Origin of the sequence: Rhodococcus sp. RDE2 (genome assembly GCF_020885655.1) — a bacterium.
GTDB classification, from domain to species: Bacteria; Actinomycetota; Actinomycetes; order Mycobacteriales; family Mycobacteriaceae; genus Rhodococcus; species Rhodococcus pyridinivorans.
The window spans coordinates 3,753,527-3,770,803 of sequence record NZ_AP025186.1 but is presented as its reverse complement, the minus strand read 5'-3'; the positions used below and the strand labels follow the sequence as shown (position 1 = coordinate 3,770,803).

Annotated in this window: 12 protein-coding genes; 7 read left to right on the top strand and 5 right to left on the bottom strand. The window is 70.9% G+C overall.

The window, feature by feature from the left end; all coding sequences use genetic code 11:
* The first annotated feature begins 33 nt into the window (after positions 1–33).
* Positions 34–870 carry a tRNA pseudouridine(38-40) synthase TruA gene (gene truA / locus LPH33_RS17610; protein WP_229565288.1) on the top strand — a complete coding sequence of 279 codons (837 nt, stop codon included), beginning with the start codon at positions 34–36 and terminating at the stop codon, positions 868–870.
* A gap of 35 nt (positions 871–905) precedes the next feature.
* Positions 906–1,907 (top strand): alpha/beta hydrolase, encoded by a 1,002-nt coding sequence (locus LPH33_RS17605; RefSeq protein WP_229568379.1) that lies wholly within the window; start codon positions 906–908, stop codon positions 1,905–1,907.
* A gap of 251 nt (positions 1,908–2,158) precedes the next feature.
* On the opposite strand, the gene LPH33_RS17600 is transcribed toward LPH33_RS17605, so the two are convergent.
* Entirely contained in the window at positions 2,159–3,025 is an 867-nt protein-coding gene (locus LPH33_RS17600; protein ID WP_229565287.1) for a phosphotransferase family protein, read from the bottom strand.
* 59 nt (positions 3,026–3,084) lie between these two features.
* Entirely contained in the window at positions 3,085–4,227 is a 1,143-nt protein-coding gene (locus LPH33_RS17595) for an acyl-CoA dehydrogenase family protein (protein ID WP_120279958.1), read from the bottom strand.
* A 69-nt stretch (positions 4,228–4,296) separates the two neighbouring features.
* Between LPH33_RS17595 and LPH33_RS17590 the strand changes: the two genes are divergently transcribed.
* The gene (locus LPH33_RS17590) at positions 4,297–4,902 is read left to right on the top strand and encodes a TetR/AcrR family transcriptional regulator (RefSeq protein WP_145693362.1); all 606 of its coding nucleotides are present in this window, start codon (positions 4,297–4,299) and stop codon (positions 4,900–4,902) included.
* Complete coding sequence (locus tag LPH33_RS17585; RefSeq protein WP_229565286.1) at positions 4,899–5,474, top strand: NADPH-dependent FMN reductase; 576 nt, start codon at positions 4,899–4,901, stop codon at positions 5,472–5,474. Before LPH33_RS17590 ends, LPH33_RS17585 begins: the two co-directional genes overlap by 4 nt.
* Here the strand turns inward: LPH33_RS17585 and eccE are convergent.
* Positions 5,462–7,135: a type VII secretion protein EccE gene (eccE, locus tag LPH33_RS17580; RefSeq protein ID WP_229565284.1), complete on the bottom strand. Its 1,674-nt coding sequence runs from the start codon at positions 7,133–7,135 to the stop codon at positions 5,462–5,464. The two genes, LPH33_RS17585 and eccE, sit on opposite strands and share 13 nt — an antisense overlap.
* 150 nt (positions 7,136–7,285) lie before the next feature.
* Here eccE and eccB point away from each other — a divergent pair, with 150 nt between their 5' ends.
* The gene (gene eccB / locus LPH33_RS17575; protein ID WP_229565283.1) at positions 7,286–8,740 is read left to right on the top strand and encodes a type VII secretion protein EccB; all 1,455 of its coding nucleotides are present in this window, start codon (positions 7,286–7,288) and stop codon (positions 8,738–8,740) included.
* Between the two features lies 1 nt (position 8,741).
* Here the strand turns inward: eccB and mycP are convergent, their stop codons facing one another.
* Both mycP and eccD read right to left on the bottom strand, forming a co-directional pair.
* Entirely contained in the window at positions 8,742–10,109 is a 1,368-nt protein-coding gene (gene mycP / locus LPH33_RS17570; RefSeq protein WP_229565281.1) for a type VII secretion-associated serine protease mycosin, read from the bottom strand.
* The gene (gene eccD, locus LPH33_RS17565) at positions 10,106–11,560 is read right to left on the bottom strand and encodes a type VII secretion integral membrane protein EccD (RefSeq protein WP_229565279.1); all 1,455 of its coding nucleotides are present in this window, start codon (positions 11,558–11,560) and stop codon (positions 10,106–10,108) included. Before eccD ends, mycP begins: the two co-directional genes overlap by 4 nt.
* A 194-nt stretch (positions 11,561–11,754) precedes the next feature.
* Here eccD and eccCa point away from each other — a divergent pair, with 194 nt between their 5' ends.
* Together eccCa and LPH33_RS17555 are read left to right on the top strand one after the other, a co-directional pair.
* On the top strand, positions 11,755–15,738 hold the full coding sequence (eccCa, locus tag LPH33_RS17560; RefSeq protein WP_229565277.1) for a type VII secretion protein EccCa: 3,984 nt from the start codon (positions 11,755–11,757) through the stop codon (positions 15,736–15,738).
* Positions 15,738–17,276 carry a type VII secretion-associated protein gene (locus LPH33_RS17555; protein ID WP_229565275.1) on the top strand — a complete coding sequence of 513 codons (1,539 nt, stop codon included), beginning with the start codon at positions 15,738–15,740 and terminating at the stop codon, positions 17,274–17,276. Before eccCa ends, LPH33_RS17555 begins: the two co-directional genes overlap by 1 nt.
* Position 17,277 lies beyond the last annotated feature (1 nt).

Below are 17,277 nucleotides of genomic sequence, written 5' to 3'. Positions count from 1 at the left end.
GAGCCCGCCGTCCCTTCCGAGGGCGGCGGGCTCGTGGCTTCTCACGAGACAACCCGTCTGCGACTCGACATCTCGTACGACGGCACCGACTTCTCCGGCTGGGCACGGCAACCCGGACGTCGCACCGTGTGCGGGGAGATCGAGGAGAGGCTCTCCGCGATCGTCCGTACCCCCGTGCTGCTCACCGTCGCCGGTCGCACCGACGCCGGCGTGCACGCGTCCGGGCAGGTCGCCCACGTCGACGTCCCCACCGCGGCGCTGCCCGACGATCCGTCGCGCTGGGTCCGCCGTCTCGCACGATTCCTGCCCCGCGACGTGCGGGTCACCGGGATCTCCGTCGCCCCCGAACATTTCGACGCCCGGTTCTCGGCGATCCGGCGTCACTACGAATACCGCCTCACCACAGCGGTGTACGGCGCCGAGCCGCTGCGTGCCCGCGACACCGTCGCGTGGCCCAAGGCCGTTGATCTCGATGCGATGCAACGCGCGTCGCAGTCGCTGCTCGGCCTGCACGACTTCGCTGCCTTCTGCAAGCGACGCGAGGGTGCGACGACCGTACGCGAACTGCAGCGATACGACTGGACCCGCAAGGGTGACATCCTCACCGCCTACGTCAGTGCCGACGCCTTCTGCTGGTCGATGGTGCGTAGTCTCGTCGGCGCGGCGCTGGCCGTGGGGGAGGGGCGCCGCAGCGTCGAGTGGATGACGGCTCTGCTGGAGGAACGTGAACGTGCGGCCTCCGTCGCGGTGGCACCGGCCCACGGCCTGTCACTGGTCCGCGTCGACTACCCTGCTGACGAGGAACTGGCCGCGCGCAACGCTGCGACGCGGGAGATGCGCGGGCCCATCACGCCCGGCTGTTGCGGATGAAGGGAACGAATGTGCGCGCACGACGGTTTGCGTTGATAGGGACGATCGGGGCGCTCGCCGTCTCGTCGCTGGTCCTGCCCGGTGCCGCGGTCGCCCACGCCGAGGACCTCCCGGCCGCCGCGACCGGCGAGACCCGGTCGCAGAGCGCGACTGTCGAACGCATCGAGAAGCACACCGACCGCGACTGGTCGCTGTTCGTGTACTCGCCGTCGATGGAACGCACCATCGAGCTGCAGGTGCTGCGCCCGGCCGACACGAGCGCGCCGCGACCGGTCTTCTACCTGCTCAACGGTGCCGGCGGGGGACTGGACCGGGCGACCTGGCGCGAGCAGACCGACATCGTGGAGTTCTTCGGCGACAAGAACGTCAACGTCGTCACCCCGGTCGGTGGCGCGTTCAGCTACTACACCGACTGGCTCGAGGACGATCCCGTTCTCGGACGCAACAAGTGGACGACCTTCCTCACCGAGGAGATCCCGTCGGTGGTCGACGAGACGCTCGACGCGAGCGGCCGCAACGCGATCGCCGGTGTGTCGATGTCGGCGACGTCGGCGCTGGCGCTCGCCCAGCAGGCGCCCGATCTCTACCAGGCGGTGGGTTCGTACAGCGGATGCGCCGAGACCGCGTCGGAGATCGGTTCGCGCTACGCGGAGATCGTCGTCGCGTTCGGCGGGGGCGAGGTCGAGAACATGTGGGGACCGGTCGCCGGTGAGCACTGGACCGAACAGGACGTCGTGCTCAACGCCGAGAAGCTGCGCGGCAAGGCCGTATACGTCTCCACGAGCAGCGGTGTCCCGGGCCCGTACGAACTGAAGGCATGGGAGCAGGACGGTGTCGCCGTCCTTCCCGACGTGGCTCTGCTCGGGCTCATCGAAGCCGGCGTGAACGACTGCACGACGCGACTGCGCGGTGCGCTGGACGCAGCCGGGGTCGAGGCGGCCTACTCGGTCCGTCCCGACGGCACCCACACCTGGGGCTACTGGCAGGAGGCCCTGCACGAGTCGTGGCCCGTGCTCGGCGAGGCCATCGGCGCCTGAGCCGGACGCGCCGAGAAAGACCCGAGGGGGTGAGGTCCGCGACCTCACCCCCTCGGGCGTTCTCACATGCTCGTCAGATCAGCCAGTCCAGGAAGTGGAGGACATTGCTGATGAGGGCGTCGAGCGAACCGAGAAGCATGTGGTGACCTCCATGTCGAAAACGAATCGGACGTATGTCCAGAACTGATTCAAGCGAAACTGCCGGTAACGGGCAACATCGGCGAATGTGACAAATATCCGTCGAGAAGTTGTTAACGCGCGCCTGTCGACGTGCGAGCAAGAGCCTCGGCGATCATGCGATGCCCCTCGGCCTCGTAACAGTCGTCGCCCACATGGAAGGCCCACACCGCGACCGCGACCGCCGCGCGGACACGTTGGCGGAACCACGCGTCCTCCTCGCGCGGGTCCTCGCCGTAACCGCGCAGGAAGGCCTGCTCGGCCCCGGGGACCCGGAGGAACTCGCGCACCGCGAGCCGCTCGAAGTCCTCACCCGCCGGGCGCATCGCGGCACGGCCGAAGTCGATCACCTTCACTGTGCCCGCGTCGTCGGCGAGCCAGTTCCGGCTCTGCCAGTCGCCGTGGGTGGGCACCAGGGTGGCCGTAGGCGTCGGCCACCCCTCGACCATCGAGCGCAACCGGCCGGCGACATCGGGGCCGATACGGTGCGGCGCCGCGAGCCACCGCAGCGTCTTCGTGTTCGCCGATCGCTCGTATCCCTCGTCCACCACACGTTCCTGGCGGTGGAACTGCGCGAGCAGCGCGCCGGCCTGTTCGTAGACGTCCGGACGGGACGACGCGGCCGTGCCCTGAACGAGCCGGCCCGGAAGGTATTCCGTCACGACGAGTTTCGCCGCGCGGTCGGCGAACACCATCCGGGCGGCGCGACCGCACCGGACCCACGGAGCGGTCCACCGTTCGTGGGCGCTGATCTCGCGGCCGATGTGCCGGTCCGGAGTTCCGCCCGCCTTCACGACCAGTCGCCCGTCGTCGGTGTCGACCGCGAGGACGGTGGTCGACACCAGGCCCCAACTCATGTCGGCGACCACGACGATGCGGCCGAACCGTTGCGTCAGCAGGTGGCGTTGCTGTGGAGTGAGCCGCTCCAGGGCGTCCGGCATGCAGGCACTCTAGCGATCTTTCGCCGCGGGAACCCCTGCCGCTTCCGGCTCGCGATCGATCACCCCGCGAGGGAGCGTGCGATCACGAGTCGCTGAATCTGATTGGTGCCCTCGAAGATCTGGGTGATCTTCGCGTCGCGCATGAAGCGCTCGACCGGGAAGTCGCGGGTGTAGCCGTATCCGCCGAGGACCTGGACCGCGTCGGTCGTGACCTTCATGGCGGCATCCGTCGCGACGAGTTTGGCCACCGATGCCTGTCGCGAGTAGGACAGGCCGGCGTCCTTTCGCCGGGCGGCGTCGAGATAGGTGGCACGGGCCGAGTCGACGGCCGCGGCCATGTCGGCGAGGACGAACCCGAGGCCCTGGTGGTCGATGATGCGCTTGCCGAAGGCCTGTCGTTCCTTGGCGTAGGCCGTCGCCTCGTCGAGCGCGGCCTGGGCCAGACCCGTCGCGACGGCGGCGATTCCCAGGCGTCCGGAATCCAGTGCGCTGAACGCGATCGGCAGTCCCTGTCCCTCGACGCCGATCCGGCGCTCGGCCGGGACGAAGGCGTCGTCGTAATGGGCGGAGGTGGTGGGGATGGCGTGCAGGCCCATCTTCTCCTCGGGCTTGCCGAAGGACAGGCCCTCGGTGCCGGCGGGCACGAGGAAGCACGAGATGCCCTTGCTGCCGGTGTCGGCCGTGCGGGCGAACAGGGTGTAGAAGTCGGCCTTGCCGCCGTTGGTGATCCACGCCTTCGAGCCGGTGATGCGGTAGCCGCCGTCGACGGGCTTCGCGCGGCACGCGAGGGCCGCGGCGTCGGATCCGGCCTGCGGCTCGGAAAGGCTGTACGCGCCGATGGTGTTGCCGCCAAGCATCTCCGGGAGCCACTTGTTCTTCTGCTCGTCGGTGCCGTGGGTGGCGAGCGCGAAACACGACAGTCCGTGCACGCTCACCGCGACCGCCACGGCCGCCCAGCGGGCGCCGAGTTCCTCGAGGACCTGCAGGTAGACCTCGTAGGGCTGGTCGCCGCCGCCGAACTCCTCGGGGTACGGCAGGCTCAGCAGTCCTGCGGCGCCGAGTGCGGGGAAGACGCCCTCGGGGAAGGTCTCCTTGCGCTCGTGCTCGTCGACGCGCGGGGCGAGTACCTTGTCGGCGACGTCGCGGGTGAGGTCGATCAGGTCGTAGGCCTCGCGGGTGGGAAGCAGACGCTCGACGGGCACGGTGGTTCCTCCTGGAAGGCTGGGGACCGAAAATAGTACTGAGGACGATACTGCAGTACTGTTTTCGGTATGGCAAGAGTCGGTAGCCGGCGACCCACCGCCCGGCAGGCGCAACTGTTCGACGATCTGGTCGCGTTGTTCCTGGCAGAAGGCTTCGCGCACCTGACCCTCGACGACATCGCCGCGCGCCTGCGCTGCTCGAAATCGACGCTCTACACACTCGCGGAGAACAAGGACCGGCTCGTCTACGCGGCGACCGTCCACTTCTTCAAGGGTGCCGCCGAACGGGTCGAGGCCGACGTCGCGCGGGCCGCGGACGCCCAGGCACGCATCGGCGTCTATCTCGAGGCCGTGGGGCGCGAACTCGAACCCGCCTCCACGCGGTTCATGGAGGACATCGCCCACACGCCGGTCGCGCGCGAGGTCTACGAACGCAACACCCGATTCGCCGCCGACCGCGTCCGCCAGCTCATCTCCGACGGCGTCACGGCCGGCGAACTGCGCGACGTCCACGCGGCGTTCGTCGCCGACGTCGTCGCCTCGGTCATGGTGCGTATCCAGCAACGGCAGGTGGCCGAGGCAACCGGTCTCGAGGACGCACGTGCCTACCGGGAACTCGCCGCGCTGCTCGCGCACGGGCTCTCGGCCGCACCGCACCTACGATCGACCCCATGACCACGGCTGCACCGAACGATCCGATCCGCCTCGAGGTCGTCGTCGCCAGTGTCCGTGCCGGTCGCATCGCCCCGGTCGTCGCCGACTGGTTCGCGGCCACCGCGCGACAGCACACCGAGTTCGACGTCGGCGTTCTCGATCTCGCCGAGACCCCGCTCCCGCAGGACCTCTCGGGCGGGCCCGTCGCCGACGACTTCACCCGTCGCATCGGTGCCGCGGACGCCTTCGTGATGGTGACCTCCGAGTACAACCACGGCTATCCCGCCGCGCTGAAGACTGCCATCGACACCGTCAAACGTGAATGGCGTACCAAGCCGGTCGGATTCGTCTCCTACGGTGGCCTGTCCGGCGGCCTGCGCGCCGTCGAGCAGTTGCGGCAGGTCGTCGTCGAGGTCCACATGGTGCCGGTGCGGCAGTCGGTGAGCTTCCACCGCGTCAAGCACGCATTCGCGGCCGACGGCACCACCACGGACGAGGCCGCGATCGACGGCGCGGAACGCATGCTCGACCAGATCGCGTGGTGGGCTCGCACCGTCCGCGCCGGAACCGCTCTCGACCGCTATCCCGGCTGAGGCGCCGGATCCGGCATGCGCGACCGGCCGAGATGGGTGCTCTCCGCCGCGATCGTCACGAGTGTGAGGGGCGTGCGTTCGTCGCCCGCCGTGAGCACGACGCGGTCCCCGGCCGCTCCGGGTTGCAGCAGTGACACCGTGGGACGCTCGCGCGGCCATCCGTCCGGGTGGATGTGCACGTGGATCGCGGTCGCGTGCGGCATGGACGAGGTGGGCGGGACGCCGTCGTGGACGACCGTGTCGAAATCGCGGTCGCCCGCGTACTCGCCCGCCAGACGCAGCCGGTCGGGTCCGGCCGCGGATCCGACCAGGCCGCGCCACGCGCCGGGGCGGTCGGTGTGGACGACGACCCGCGCCCCCACCGCGACGGCGCGGAAGACCACTTGCTGGGCGAGATACAACTCGCCTGCGATGTGGACCGATCGGACGCCGGGACCGGTGAGACGCGCGGTGACGGCGCGGCCGGCGTCGTCCGATCCGACGAGCTGCCCGCACCCACCGGCCGGAAGAGCGAGGGCGTCGAGTCCACCGGGGCGCGATTCGCGCAACGGAACCCGGTCCTCCAGCTGCGGAACCCCGAGGGGCAGCGCAGCGGTGAGGAGTTCCGCGTGACGTCCGTACGCCGGGAGCAGTCCGGCAACCGAGGGGACGTCCGCCTCGCGCGTGGTGAACCGTGCCAGCGCCCCGACCCGAACCGACCCGTCATCACCCGGTCGCAACCGGAGGACCAGCGTCGACGCCAGGGTCGGATGCGACCAGACCGCCGCCGTGTGGTGGCGGTCGATCCGCCGGGGGTCGAAGGCGCCGCCCGAGTCGAAGACGGAGGACAGGGAGACATGCCGGTGCGTCGGGACCCACTCCGTCGCCGGGACCCCGTGGGAGATGCGCAGCGCCGCCTGTTCGATCTCGCTCGCGGTGAGCAGTCGCGCACCGTACCCGGCGTCGGCGAGCGCGCGGATCACGCGCCGCGCCGCCGCGACGACGGTCCGGGCCGCACCCTCGGAGCCTCCGCCCCGACGGGCGGCAGCGCTCGCGCAGGACGTGACGTCGAGTCGGAGCACCACCCGCACCGTGCGTTCGGCCGCGGCGGGAAGCGGACCCAGCAACTGCGCGTAGGCCTGGCCCGCGGGGGTCGAGTCGCGAACCCGGCGCCCCTGCACCACGACATCGATCCCGTCCAGGACGACATCGTGCCGGTACAGGCACGCGGCGATCGCGTCGAGGGGAAGGGTTCGCCCCGTCTCCTCGCTGTCGCGCCCGAGCCGGGCGATCGCGCCGGCCGGGGAGGTCAGCTCGAGAACGACGGTCGCGTACGGGCCGTCCCATCGCACCCCCACCGGGACCGCCGACCCGACATGGAAGTCGCGGAGGACACCCGAGACGGGGACAGCATTCGTGCGTCGGCGCAGAACGGTCGCGATCCACTCGGACGTGCCGCGTCCGCCGACCCGCATGAGACACAGCGCGGCGGGCGGTACGGCGATCGCGCAGGCCACCCACACGGACGCCCCCGACACCACCGCCAGCGCCCACACGAGGACGGCGACGCACTGCGCACCCACGAGCCGCACGGCGACGCGACTTCTCGCCTCACCTGCTGTTGTGCGGACCCGTGCACTGTCGGGTGCTGTGCTGACCCGTGAATCCTCCGTCTCGGACACGGTCCGTTGCATCGATCCCCCCGAACGACGGCCGGCAATGATTCGGGCGCGGTGCCGACCTTCCCCCTGACCGCGCAGAGCGCGTGTGGTGAGCGCCCGACAGGACTGTACTGTGTTGCGCCAGAGAGCGTGCCGTACGGGGGGAGATCGATGGCAGCGCAACCGACCACGCGATGGCAGGTCAGTGGATACCGCTTCCTGGCGCGGCGCATGGATCATGCGTTGGTGCGGGGTGACGTACGAATGATCCACGACCCCATGCATTCCCAGTTCCGGGCGCTCGTCGTCGGCGTCGTCGTCGCGTGTGTCGTGCTGGGAGGCTGTGCCGCCCTTGCCCTGTTCCGGCCCCAGGACCGGATCGGTGATGCGTCCGTCGTCGTCGGCCGCGACTCCGGTGCGCTCTACGTCGCGATCGACACGACCTTCCATCCCGTCCTGAACCTCGCGTCGGCACGGCTGATCCTCGGATCACCCGCCGAACCTGCGGTCGTCGCCGACGAGGAACTGACGACACGACCGCGCGGACCGCTGGTGGGGATCCCGGGTGCGCCGTCCTCCCTGGCACACGATGCGGAGGTGGTGCCGTGGACGGTCTGCGACGTCGCCGATCCGAACGGCCTGCAGTCCTCGACCACCGCCGTGCTCGCCGGCACACCCGACCACCGGGCAGGCTCGGTGCTCGCCGACGACGAAGCGCTCCTCGTGACCGCGGACGGCAGATACCACCTGCTCTACGAGGACAGACGCGCCGAGATCGACCCGAACGACCGGTCCCTCGTGCGCCTGCTGGGCATCGACATCTCCCGCGCGCGCCCCGCGAGCCCCGGACTGCTCGCCGCCGTGCCGGAGGCACCGAAGCTGACGGCACCCGTCATCACCGGCGCCGGAGGCGTCCCGAGCGTGTCGATTCCGGGTGCGCGCGTCGGGTCGGTCGTCTCGGTGTCCGAACCGGACGGTCAGAGTTTCCACGTGGTGCTCGAGAACGGTGTGCAGGAGGTCTCGCGGGCCACCGCACATCTCATCCACTTCTCGGATTCGCAAGGAGCACCGGAGATCCCCGTGGTTCCACCCGACGTCCTCGCGGCCGCGCCGGTCGTGCACGAACTGCCGGTCGACACCTTTCCCGAGGTCGTCCCGCGGATCGTCGATCCGGGGGAGAGGCCCGTGGCGTGCTCGACCTGGCAGCCGGGCACGGCCGAGGACGACCGGCACCGCTCGGCTCTGCGGTTGTCCGCGGGGACGGCCCTGCCCACCGGCAAGGACGCCGTGCCCGTGGTCCCGGCCCAGGCCGACGGTGCCGGACCGCAGGTCGACGCGATCCACATCCCGCCGGGCCGCGGCAGATACGTGCAGACCACTTCGCTGACCTCGGACACCGACCGTCTCGGTTCGTTGTTCTACGTCGCCGACACCGGCGTGCGGTACGGCATCACCGATGCGGACGCCGCTGCGGCGCTCGGCCTCACGGATCCACCCGCCCGGGTCCCGTGGCCGATCCTGCAGTTGCTCGCTCCGGGACCCGCGCTCGGCCGGGAGCAGGCGCTGCTGGCACACGACGGTGTCGCCGCCGACCCGGGGGCGGTCCCCGTCCGGGCGGGCAACTGATTCAGGTCCGTGATCGGGCGAGTCGTCGTGCCGGTGCGGTGAGGACGAGAACGAGGGCGGTCGCGGCGATCACGGTTGCAGCCGAGATCAGTGCGATGGCGCGCGGCCGATGATCCGGTACCGGGGGAGGAGTCGGCTCGGCGACGGCAACCGCCGGCACCGGCTCCGCGCGCTCGGCCGGTAGCGGCGCGGTGACCGCGGCGAGCGGATCGACGACCCCGTGCCCCACCCGCGGATTCCATCCTTCCGCGGGTGAGTGGGCGGTGTTCTCGATGCGCGCCATCACCTCCCGGGCGGACAACTGCGGATGCCGCGAGCGCACCAGCGCGACCGTCGCCGCGACGAGCGGCGCCGCGAAACTCGTCCCGGATACCGGCCTGCCGCCCTGGGGTCCGGGGATCAGGTCGGCCAGACCGTCGGTGCCGGGATTGAGCGAGACGAGCCCACTCCCGGGAGCGGCGACGTCGACCCACGGCCCGGGCAGGCTGTACTCGGCCGGCGTGCCGTCGTCCTCGACCGCACCGACGGTGAGGACGTACTCGTCGTACCAGGCCGGTGATGCCAGGGTGACGACCGAATCCCACGGATCCGCACCGGGATCGGCCGGATCCACCGAGCGCGGATTGCCTTCGCGGCAGGTGTCGGTGTTGCCGGCCGCCGCGACGACGACCGCGTCGTGCACATCCGTCGCGTACTGCACCGCCGCGCCCAGTGGACCGTCGACGAGGCCTTCGGCGACCGTCCGACAAGCGACCTCGGAGATGTTGACGACGGTGGCGCCGAGATCCACCGCCTGCCGGACGGCCGCGGCGAGGGTCCGTACGTCGCCGTATCCGGAGGCGTTGCGCGCGGCATCGTCGTCCGACCGGGAGCGATCGGAGAAATGGCCACTGGACTGGCGGATGGCGATGATCCCGACGTCGGGTGCGCCACCGGCGAAACCCGACCCGGGTGTCGGTCGCGCCGCGATCAGGCCGGCGACGAGCGTGCCGTGCGCGTCGCAGTCCTCGGTGCCGTCGCCCGTGGACACGTAGTCACCACCCGGCCTCGGGGCCGGCAACCGCGGATGCGGATGGACCCCGGTGTCGATGACAGCGACCACCTGCCCCGCTCCCCGGGTGATCGGCCACACGGACGCGAAGTCGAGGATGCGTTGTGCCCGAGGGATCTGTGGCCCGTCCGGAGCATCCGGCAGTTCCGCGCACAGCACCCGCATCTCGGTGGCCTCGGGAGGTGCTGGCGTCGCGCCGGCGGGCAGTTGCGCCGGATCGGGTACCGGCGGCGCGGCCGTCGCGAGACCCGGCGTGGTGGTCGCTACCAGGGCAGCGAGGGCCAGGACCGCGAACCGGTGTGACAGCCGCACCGTCACAGTCCGCGGATCGCTGCGTACACACCGGCGACCCAGCAGGCCAACGGCACGACGGTGGCGATGGTTGCGTACTCCGCGATTTCGGCGATCCGGCGTTGTACCGGGGTGAACGTCCGTCGCGGCGCGACCACACCGAAGAGGAAACCGGCACACGTGAGACCCGTAGCGGATGCGAACACCGCCCACGGTGGCAACGCACCGCTCGCTGCCGCGCCGACGAGCAGCCCGAGCAACAGTACCGCGCCACCCGCCACGAGGGGAGCCGCCTGCGCGGTCGCGGTGTAGGTGCGGCCTCGGAAGACGAGGACCACGGCCGACGCGACGGCCAGTGCCACCGCGGGGACGAACACCTCTCCGTCCCACGGGTATGCGGCGCACCACGCCCCACCCGCCGTGAGGACGACGACGGCATGGACGATCCCGGTCAGCGCGCTGCGTGCCCGGTCGGCTCGGTCTTCGAGCTCCGCCGGTGACGGCAGACCGGACACGCTGCTGCTGTCGGTGCTCTCCGGTTCGAGCGGAGCGCCCGGAGCGGGCACCGGGGGGATGGGGAGTTTGGCGAGCATCGCCGCGAGACGCGGTGCCGTGCCGGCGAGCAGCAGCGCCGCCACGACCGTTCCGGCTCCGAGCGCACGCGCGTCGAGATCGGTGGTCGATGCGAGGGAGGCCGTCACGACGACACCCGCGGCGGTCGCGGCGACCGCCGTGCACGGTGCGAGGCCGATGCGGGTGACACGCACGGCGAGCACCGCGACCGCGCCGGTCAGAGCCGCCGCGAGGACGAGACGCGGCGCCGGCGAGTCGCCGGGAACGAGCAGCGCACCGGCCGTCGATGCGAGCGGGAAGATGCACCACAACAGTGCGGTGGCGGTCCGCCGATCGTCGTGCAGCCGGGCGAGGATGCCTGCGGCGAGCAGCACCAGGAGAGACAGCGCGGCACACACGGCTCCGAGGGCGAGACGACTCGCACCGTCGGGCAGGAACAGCACCGGTACGCAGCCCGCAGCGAGGGCGACCGGACCCAGGACGGCCACGATGAGACCCGACGGGCCCGCACCCCACGGCGTCATGGTCCGGTCCGACGCCGCGACGCTGTACATGACGTCGTCGAACAACGGTGGAGGAGCGGGGGATCCGGCATCCTCCAGGACGAGGATCTCCCCGTCGCGGACACCGTGCTCGTCGAGGCTCAGTGCCCCGGACAGCGGGGCCCGGCCGATCCGGGCGAGCGCCCAGCCGTCGGGCTCCGTGCGTTCGGGTGTCGCGTCGAAGTCGTTGTCGGGCCGGTGACCGGCGACGAGATCCACGATCCCCGGGAGCAGCAACGCCACCGGAACATCGAGGGGCAGCGCGAGATCGACCTCGGTGTGGCGGGCGAGCACGGTGATCCGGCACAGATCCGGGGCTCCCACCTGCCCCGGGGTCTCGGATCGCGCACGCACAGATGTCATCGGCCTCGGTTCCCCCCGTCACTGCAGTCCGAACGACGCAGACCATACGACATCGTCCCGACAAATGTCCTGCCCGAGTTGCCCGTCGGGGGACCGAGATGCGAGCAGGAGCACGGAAGGTCACCGCCATGGGTTAGTCTTCCACGACCGTGGGGCCGTAGGGGGCGGCCGACGGCGTCCCGGGGGGTGGCGAAGTGAGTACCGTGCGTTTCGTGCGCAGAGCACGGCGGGAGGCGCCGCGCGCTCCCGGCGGGGAGGTGAGTGTCCAACCGCCACCGGACATCCCCCGGGCCACACCCGGAAATCTGGTGACCAGGCTGCTCCCGCTCGTGATGGTCGCGGCGATGATCGGGATGGTCGCGCTGATGTTCACCACCGGCGCCGCACGCAGCCCCATGGCGATGATCTTCCCGCTCATGATGGTCGTGTCCCTGGTGGGCATGCTCGCCAACGGTGGTCGCAGCGGGGGAACGAAGACCGCCGAGGCGAACGAGGACCGCAAGGACTACCTGCGCTATCTCGACCAACTCCGGCGCGAGGTCACAGAGACGGCACACGAACAGCGTCGGGCGCTCGAATGGTCACATCCCGACCCGGCCCTGCTGTGGACCCTCGCCGGCACCGTCCGGATGTGGGAGCGGCGGGGCAGCGATCCCGATTTCGGTCACCTCAGGGTGGGGCGCGGCGGGCAGCGACTCGCGACCCGGCTCGTGCCTCCCGACACCGGACCGGTCGAGGATCTCGAACCCGTCGCCGCCCTGTCGCTGCGCAGGTTCGTGCGCGCGCACTCGGTGGTGCAGGCGCTGCCCACGGCCGTGTCGCTGCGGGGTTTCGCCGCGATCGGCATCGAGGGCGATCGCGGCGCAGCGCGCTCGCTCGCGCGGGCGATGCTCGCGCAGGCGTGCACCTTCCACGGTCCCGACACGCTGCAGGTCGCCGTCGTGTGCGGTCCCGACACCGCCGCGGAATGGGAATGGATCAAGTGGCTGCCGCACGCGCAGAACCCGGTCCTGCGCGACGGTGCGGGCAGTGCACGCACCGTGTTCGGTTCGCTGTTCGAACTCGAGACCGATCTCGCGGCGGTCCTCGCCGGTCGCAGCAGATTCGTCCGGAACACCCCGGCCGGCGAAGGTGTCGTGCACCTCGTCGTGGTCGTCGACGGCGGGGTCACGGGATCGGGTTCGGGCGTGCTCGACGACGGTCTCGACGCGGTGACCGTGCTCGATCTCTCGGGTTACGCCACACGACTCAGCGCGACGCGTGGCCTGCGCCTGGTGGTCGAGGACGGAGGGGTCGGGGTCGCCACCGGCACCGACGTCGACATCTTCGCCGAGGCCGACGGCATCGGGACACCGCAGGCACAGACGCTGGCCAGGCGGCTCGCGCCGTACCGGGTGGTGAGCGGGGCGGTGGACGAGAGCGCCGGTGACGAGCGGCCGTCGAGTTGGCAGGAGCTGCTGGGACTCGGGGACGTGGCCCGTTTCGACCCCGCCCAGGCGTGGGTGCCGCGCCGCGGACGCGACCGCCTGCGGGTACCGATCGGTGTCGGCATCGACGGTGCGCCCGTCGAGCTCGACCTCAAGGAGGCTGCCGAGAACGGGATGGGACCGCACGGATTGTGCATCGGCGCAACCGGTTCGGGGAAGAGTGAATTCCTGCGGACGCTGGTCCTCGGTCTCGTGGCGACGCACCCACCGGAGGCGCTCAACCTGGTCCTCGTGGACTTCAAGGGTGGTGCGACCTTCCTCGGTCTCGAGCGGCTCGCGCACGTCGCGGCGGTGATCACCAACCTCGCCGACGAGATCGCGATGGTCGACCGCATGAAGGACGCCCTCGAAGGCGAGATGAACCGACGGCAGGAACTGCTCCGGACCGCGGGCAACTTCGCCAACGTCGGGGACTACGAGAAGGCCAGGGCGGCGGGTACACCTCTCGACCCGCTGCCTGCGCTGTTCATCGTGGTCGACGAGTTCTCCGAACTGCTCTCGCAACAGCCCGAATTCGCCGACCTCTTCGCGGCGATCGGACGTCTGGGCCGGTCGCTGCACATGCACCTGTTGCTCGCCAGCCAACGACTCGACGAGGGGCGCCTCCGCGGCCTCGACAGCCACCTGTCCTACCGCATCGGTCTGAAGACCTTCTCCGCCAACGAATCGCGGAGCGTCCTCGGTGTTCCCGACGCCTACCACCTGCCGTCGACACCCGGCGCCGGATATCTGCGGACCGATTCCGCCGACATCCAGCGGTTCTCTGCGGCGTACGTCTCGGGACCGTACGAGCCCGGCCGCCCCACCCGGCGCGCCCGGTCGGCGGTGCCGGCCGGCACGTCCCGGCCCCGGCTCTTCACCGCGCGGGCGGTGCCGGTCGATGCCGGTCCGCCCGCCCCGGTCACGGAGCCGCTCCCGGTTCTTCCCGTCGGCGACGGACGGAGCGTGCTCGACGTGGTCGTCGACCGGATCCGGGGGCACGGAACACCAGCGCACGAGGTGTGGCTTCCTCCGCTCGACGCATCCCCGTCGCTCGATATGCTGCTGCCCAGGTCGGTGCTCACCGGCGACGTGCCGCGTCACGCGACCCTGCGCTGCGTCGTCGGTGTCGTCGACCGGCCGTTCGAACAACGCCGCGATCCGCTGGTGGTCGACCTGTCGGGGTCGGCCGGCAACGTCGTGGTGGTCGGCGGCCCGCAGTCCGGGAAGTCCACACTGCTGCGCAGCCTCGTCCTGTCGATGGCCCTCACACACACCGCCGAGCAGGTGCAGTTCTACGGTCTCGATTTCGGCGGTGGCACCCTGTCCGGTCTGGCAGGCCTGCCACACGTCGGTTCCGTCGCGGGACGACACGACACCGACCGGGTGCGCCGCACGGTCGCGGAGATGATGTCGCTGCTGCGTCGCCGCGAACGGTCCTTCGCCGACAACGGCATCGAGTCCATGGCCCAGCTGCGGCGGATGCGCGCCGACGCGATCGCACCGGCCGCCGACGATCCGTTCGGCGACGTCTTCCTCGTCGTCGACGGCTGGCCCAGCATCCGGCAGGACTTCGAGGCGCTGGAACAGACGATCGGGATCCTGGCCGCCCAGGGCCTGTCCTACGGCATCCACGTGGTGCTCAGCGCCCCGCGCTGGGGTGACGTCAGGCCCGCCATGCGCGACCTGTTGGGTACACGGCTCGAACTCCGTCTCGGCGACCCGTCCGACTCCGAGTACGGCCGCAAGAGAGCGGCGACGGTGCCGGAAGGGCGACCGGGACGCGGTATCGACCGCGACGGCCTGCACATCCTGGGGGCGCTGCCCCGAGTGGACGGAAGCTCCGATCCGGCCGATCTCGCGAGTGGCGTCGCAGCGGCGGTCGAGGCCGTCCGTGCGGCCACCCCGGGGCGTTCGGCGCCGCCGGTGCGCATGCTGCCCGAACGCATCGACCGACCCGACCTCCTCGCAGCGCTGCCGAGGGGGTGGCCGCCGCCGGCCGAGGCGTCCCCGACGGCCCGGCTCTCCGTCCCGATCGGCATCGACGAATCCGAGCTCGCGCCCGTATCGGTGGATTTCACCGACCATCCGCACCTGCTGATCTTCGGCGACTCGGAGTGCGGCAAGACCAATCTGCTGCGAGGACTGTGCCGCGGACTGGTCGAGGCCGGCAGAGGCGCGCAGACCAGGATCATCGTCGGCGACTACCGCCGCACGATGCTCGGCGTCGTCGGCGGCGACCATCTCGGGGGATACGCGCCGTCGGCGACGGTCCTCGCGGCCATGGTCCGCGAACTCGCCGGCATCTTCGAACGTCGGCTGCCGGGCCCCGACACGACGCAACAACAGCTGCGCGATCGATCGTGGTGGACCGGACCCGAGGTGTTCGTGGTGATCGACGACTACGACATGGTCGCCACCTCGGGCCAGAACCCGCTGCTGCCGTTGCTCGACTACCTTCCGCAGGGACGCGACATCGGCCTGCACCTGGTGGTCGCGCGTCGTTCGGGTGGTGCCGGACGCGCGATGTACGAACCGATCCTCGGACGTCTGCGGGAGTTGTCGACTCCGGGTCTGATCATGAGCGGTAGCCGCGACGAGGGAGCGCTCGTCGGCGCGGTCCGTCCGTCGCCGATGCCGCCGGGTCGCGGCACGCTCGTACGACGCGACGGCACGGCGCTCGTCCAGACCGCCTGGGTGCCGGAGGTGTGATGGCGGTCCGGGACGAGACGGTCGCCGCGGTCGCGTTCACGTTGACGCCCGGGTCCGTCCACATCGGGTGGCCCGGAACGACGCGCAGTGTGCCTGCTCTCGCAGCGGATCTCGGTGACCGGCGGGTGTACGGAGCGGCAGCGGTGGAGGAGTCGGATCCCGTCGGCCTCGGAAGGGTCGTGGATGTCACGGAACTCGTGGATGCGGCCGCGGTCGGAGGGGAAACCGAACTCGGAGAACTGCTGAGCGGACTCGTCTCCTACGCAGCAGCGACCGTGGGTGCACCGGACACCGGCGGGCTGGCGTGCGCGATACACCCCACCTGGTGGAACGAGCGGCGCCGTGATCTCTTCCGGACCGCTGTGCGGCAGGTCGCGGGCGATACGATCCTGCTCCCGGTCGCGGTGGCCGCCGCGCGCGCCGCCGATCCTGCGCCGCACGAGCGGTGTGCGGTACTCGAATTCGCCGCCGGGGGAACCACCGCCGTGAGCATCGGTCCGCCCGGACCCGACGGGCCGACCGTCGAACGACTCGCGCGTGATCCGGGCCTGTCGGTGCACTCTCCGGACGCTGCGACGCGACTCGAGAACCTGCTGACCTCGGTGTGCGGCGGGGCCGGGCCGGAGGTCGTGGTGGTGACCGGAGCGCCGGGCGAACCGTCCGGTGTCGAATCGTTCGCCCTCGTGGCAGATCTCGTGGGTGCGGGTCGGCGGGTCGTGCCCGTCGCGGCCTCGGAGATGCTCGTCGCGGTGACCGGTCCTCCAACGCCACCGGCCGGAATCGGACCGACCTCGAGGGCTCCGGCCGTCGCGTCGACGACCGACGGACCCGACAGGACACTGCCATGGCTGAGCGAGGTGCGCGCACGCCCGGATCCCCCTCGTGCCGGACGGGCCGGCGCGGTGCGCACGCTGGTCGTCGCCGGTGCGGTGATTCCATCCCTGCTCGCCGCAGCGATCTTCCTGTGGCCGCTTCTCGCCGGAGAAGGCGGAGATGCGGAGGCCCCGGATCCGCCGGAAGTCGTTGCTGCTGAGGAGACGCCGACCGACGTTGATGAGTCCGAGCCGGCCGCCGACACCGGTCCGTCCCCGTCGACGCGGATCGACGCCGGCCCACTGCACCTCGACCTGCCGGACGGCTGGCGTGTCCGCGACCCCGCGACCGTGCCCACGGGTCGCGCGGAACTCGTACCGGTCGGCGGAACCGATCGTCGGATCCTGGTCGTGTACCGCGATCTCCCCGGCGGGACCGACGAGCACTCGGTCGCCGCCGCGTTGGCGGAACGGGCCGCCGAACGTGCACCGGTCATCCGCGACCTCGACACCGACACGACCTTCGCCGACCGCAAGGTCGTGGCGTACACCGAGGTTCCCGACGACTACTCGGTGGTGCGGTGGTCGGTCCTGATCTTCCCCTCGTCGGCGACGCCGACCGGGCGCGGCCTCCAGGTGTCGGTGGGATGCCAGTACCTCGAGGAGGAATGGACTCGTATCCGCAGCGAATGCGAGCAGGCCGTCCACACCCTCCGGGTCGGGTGAG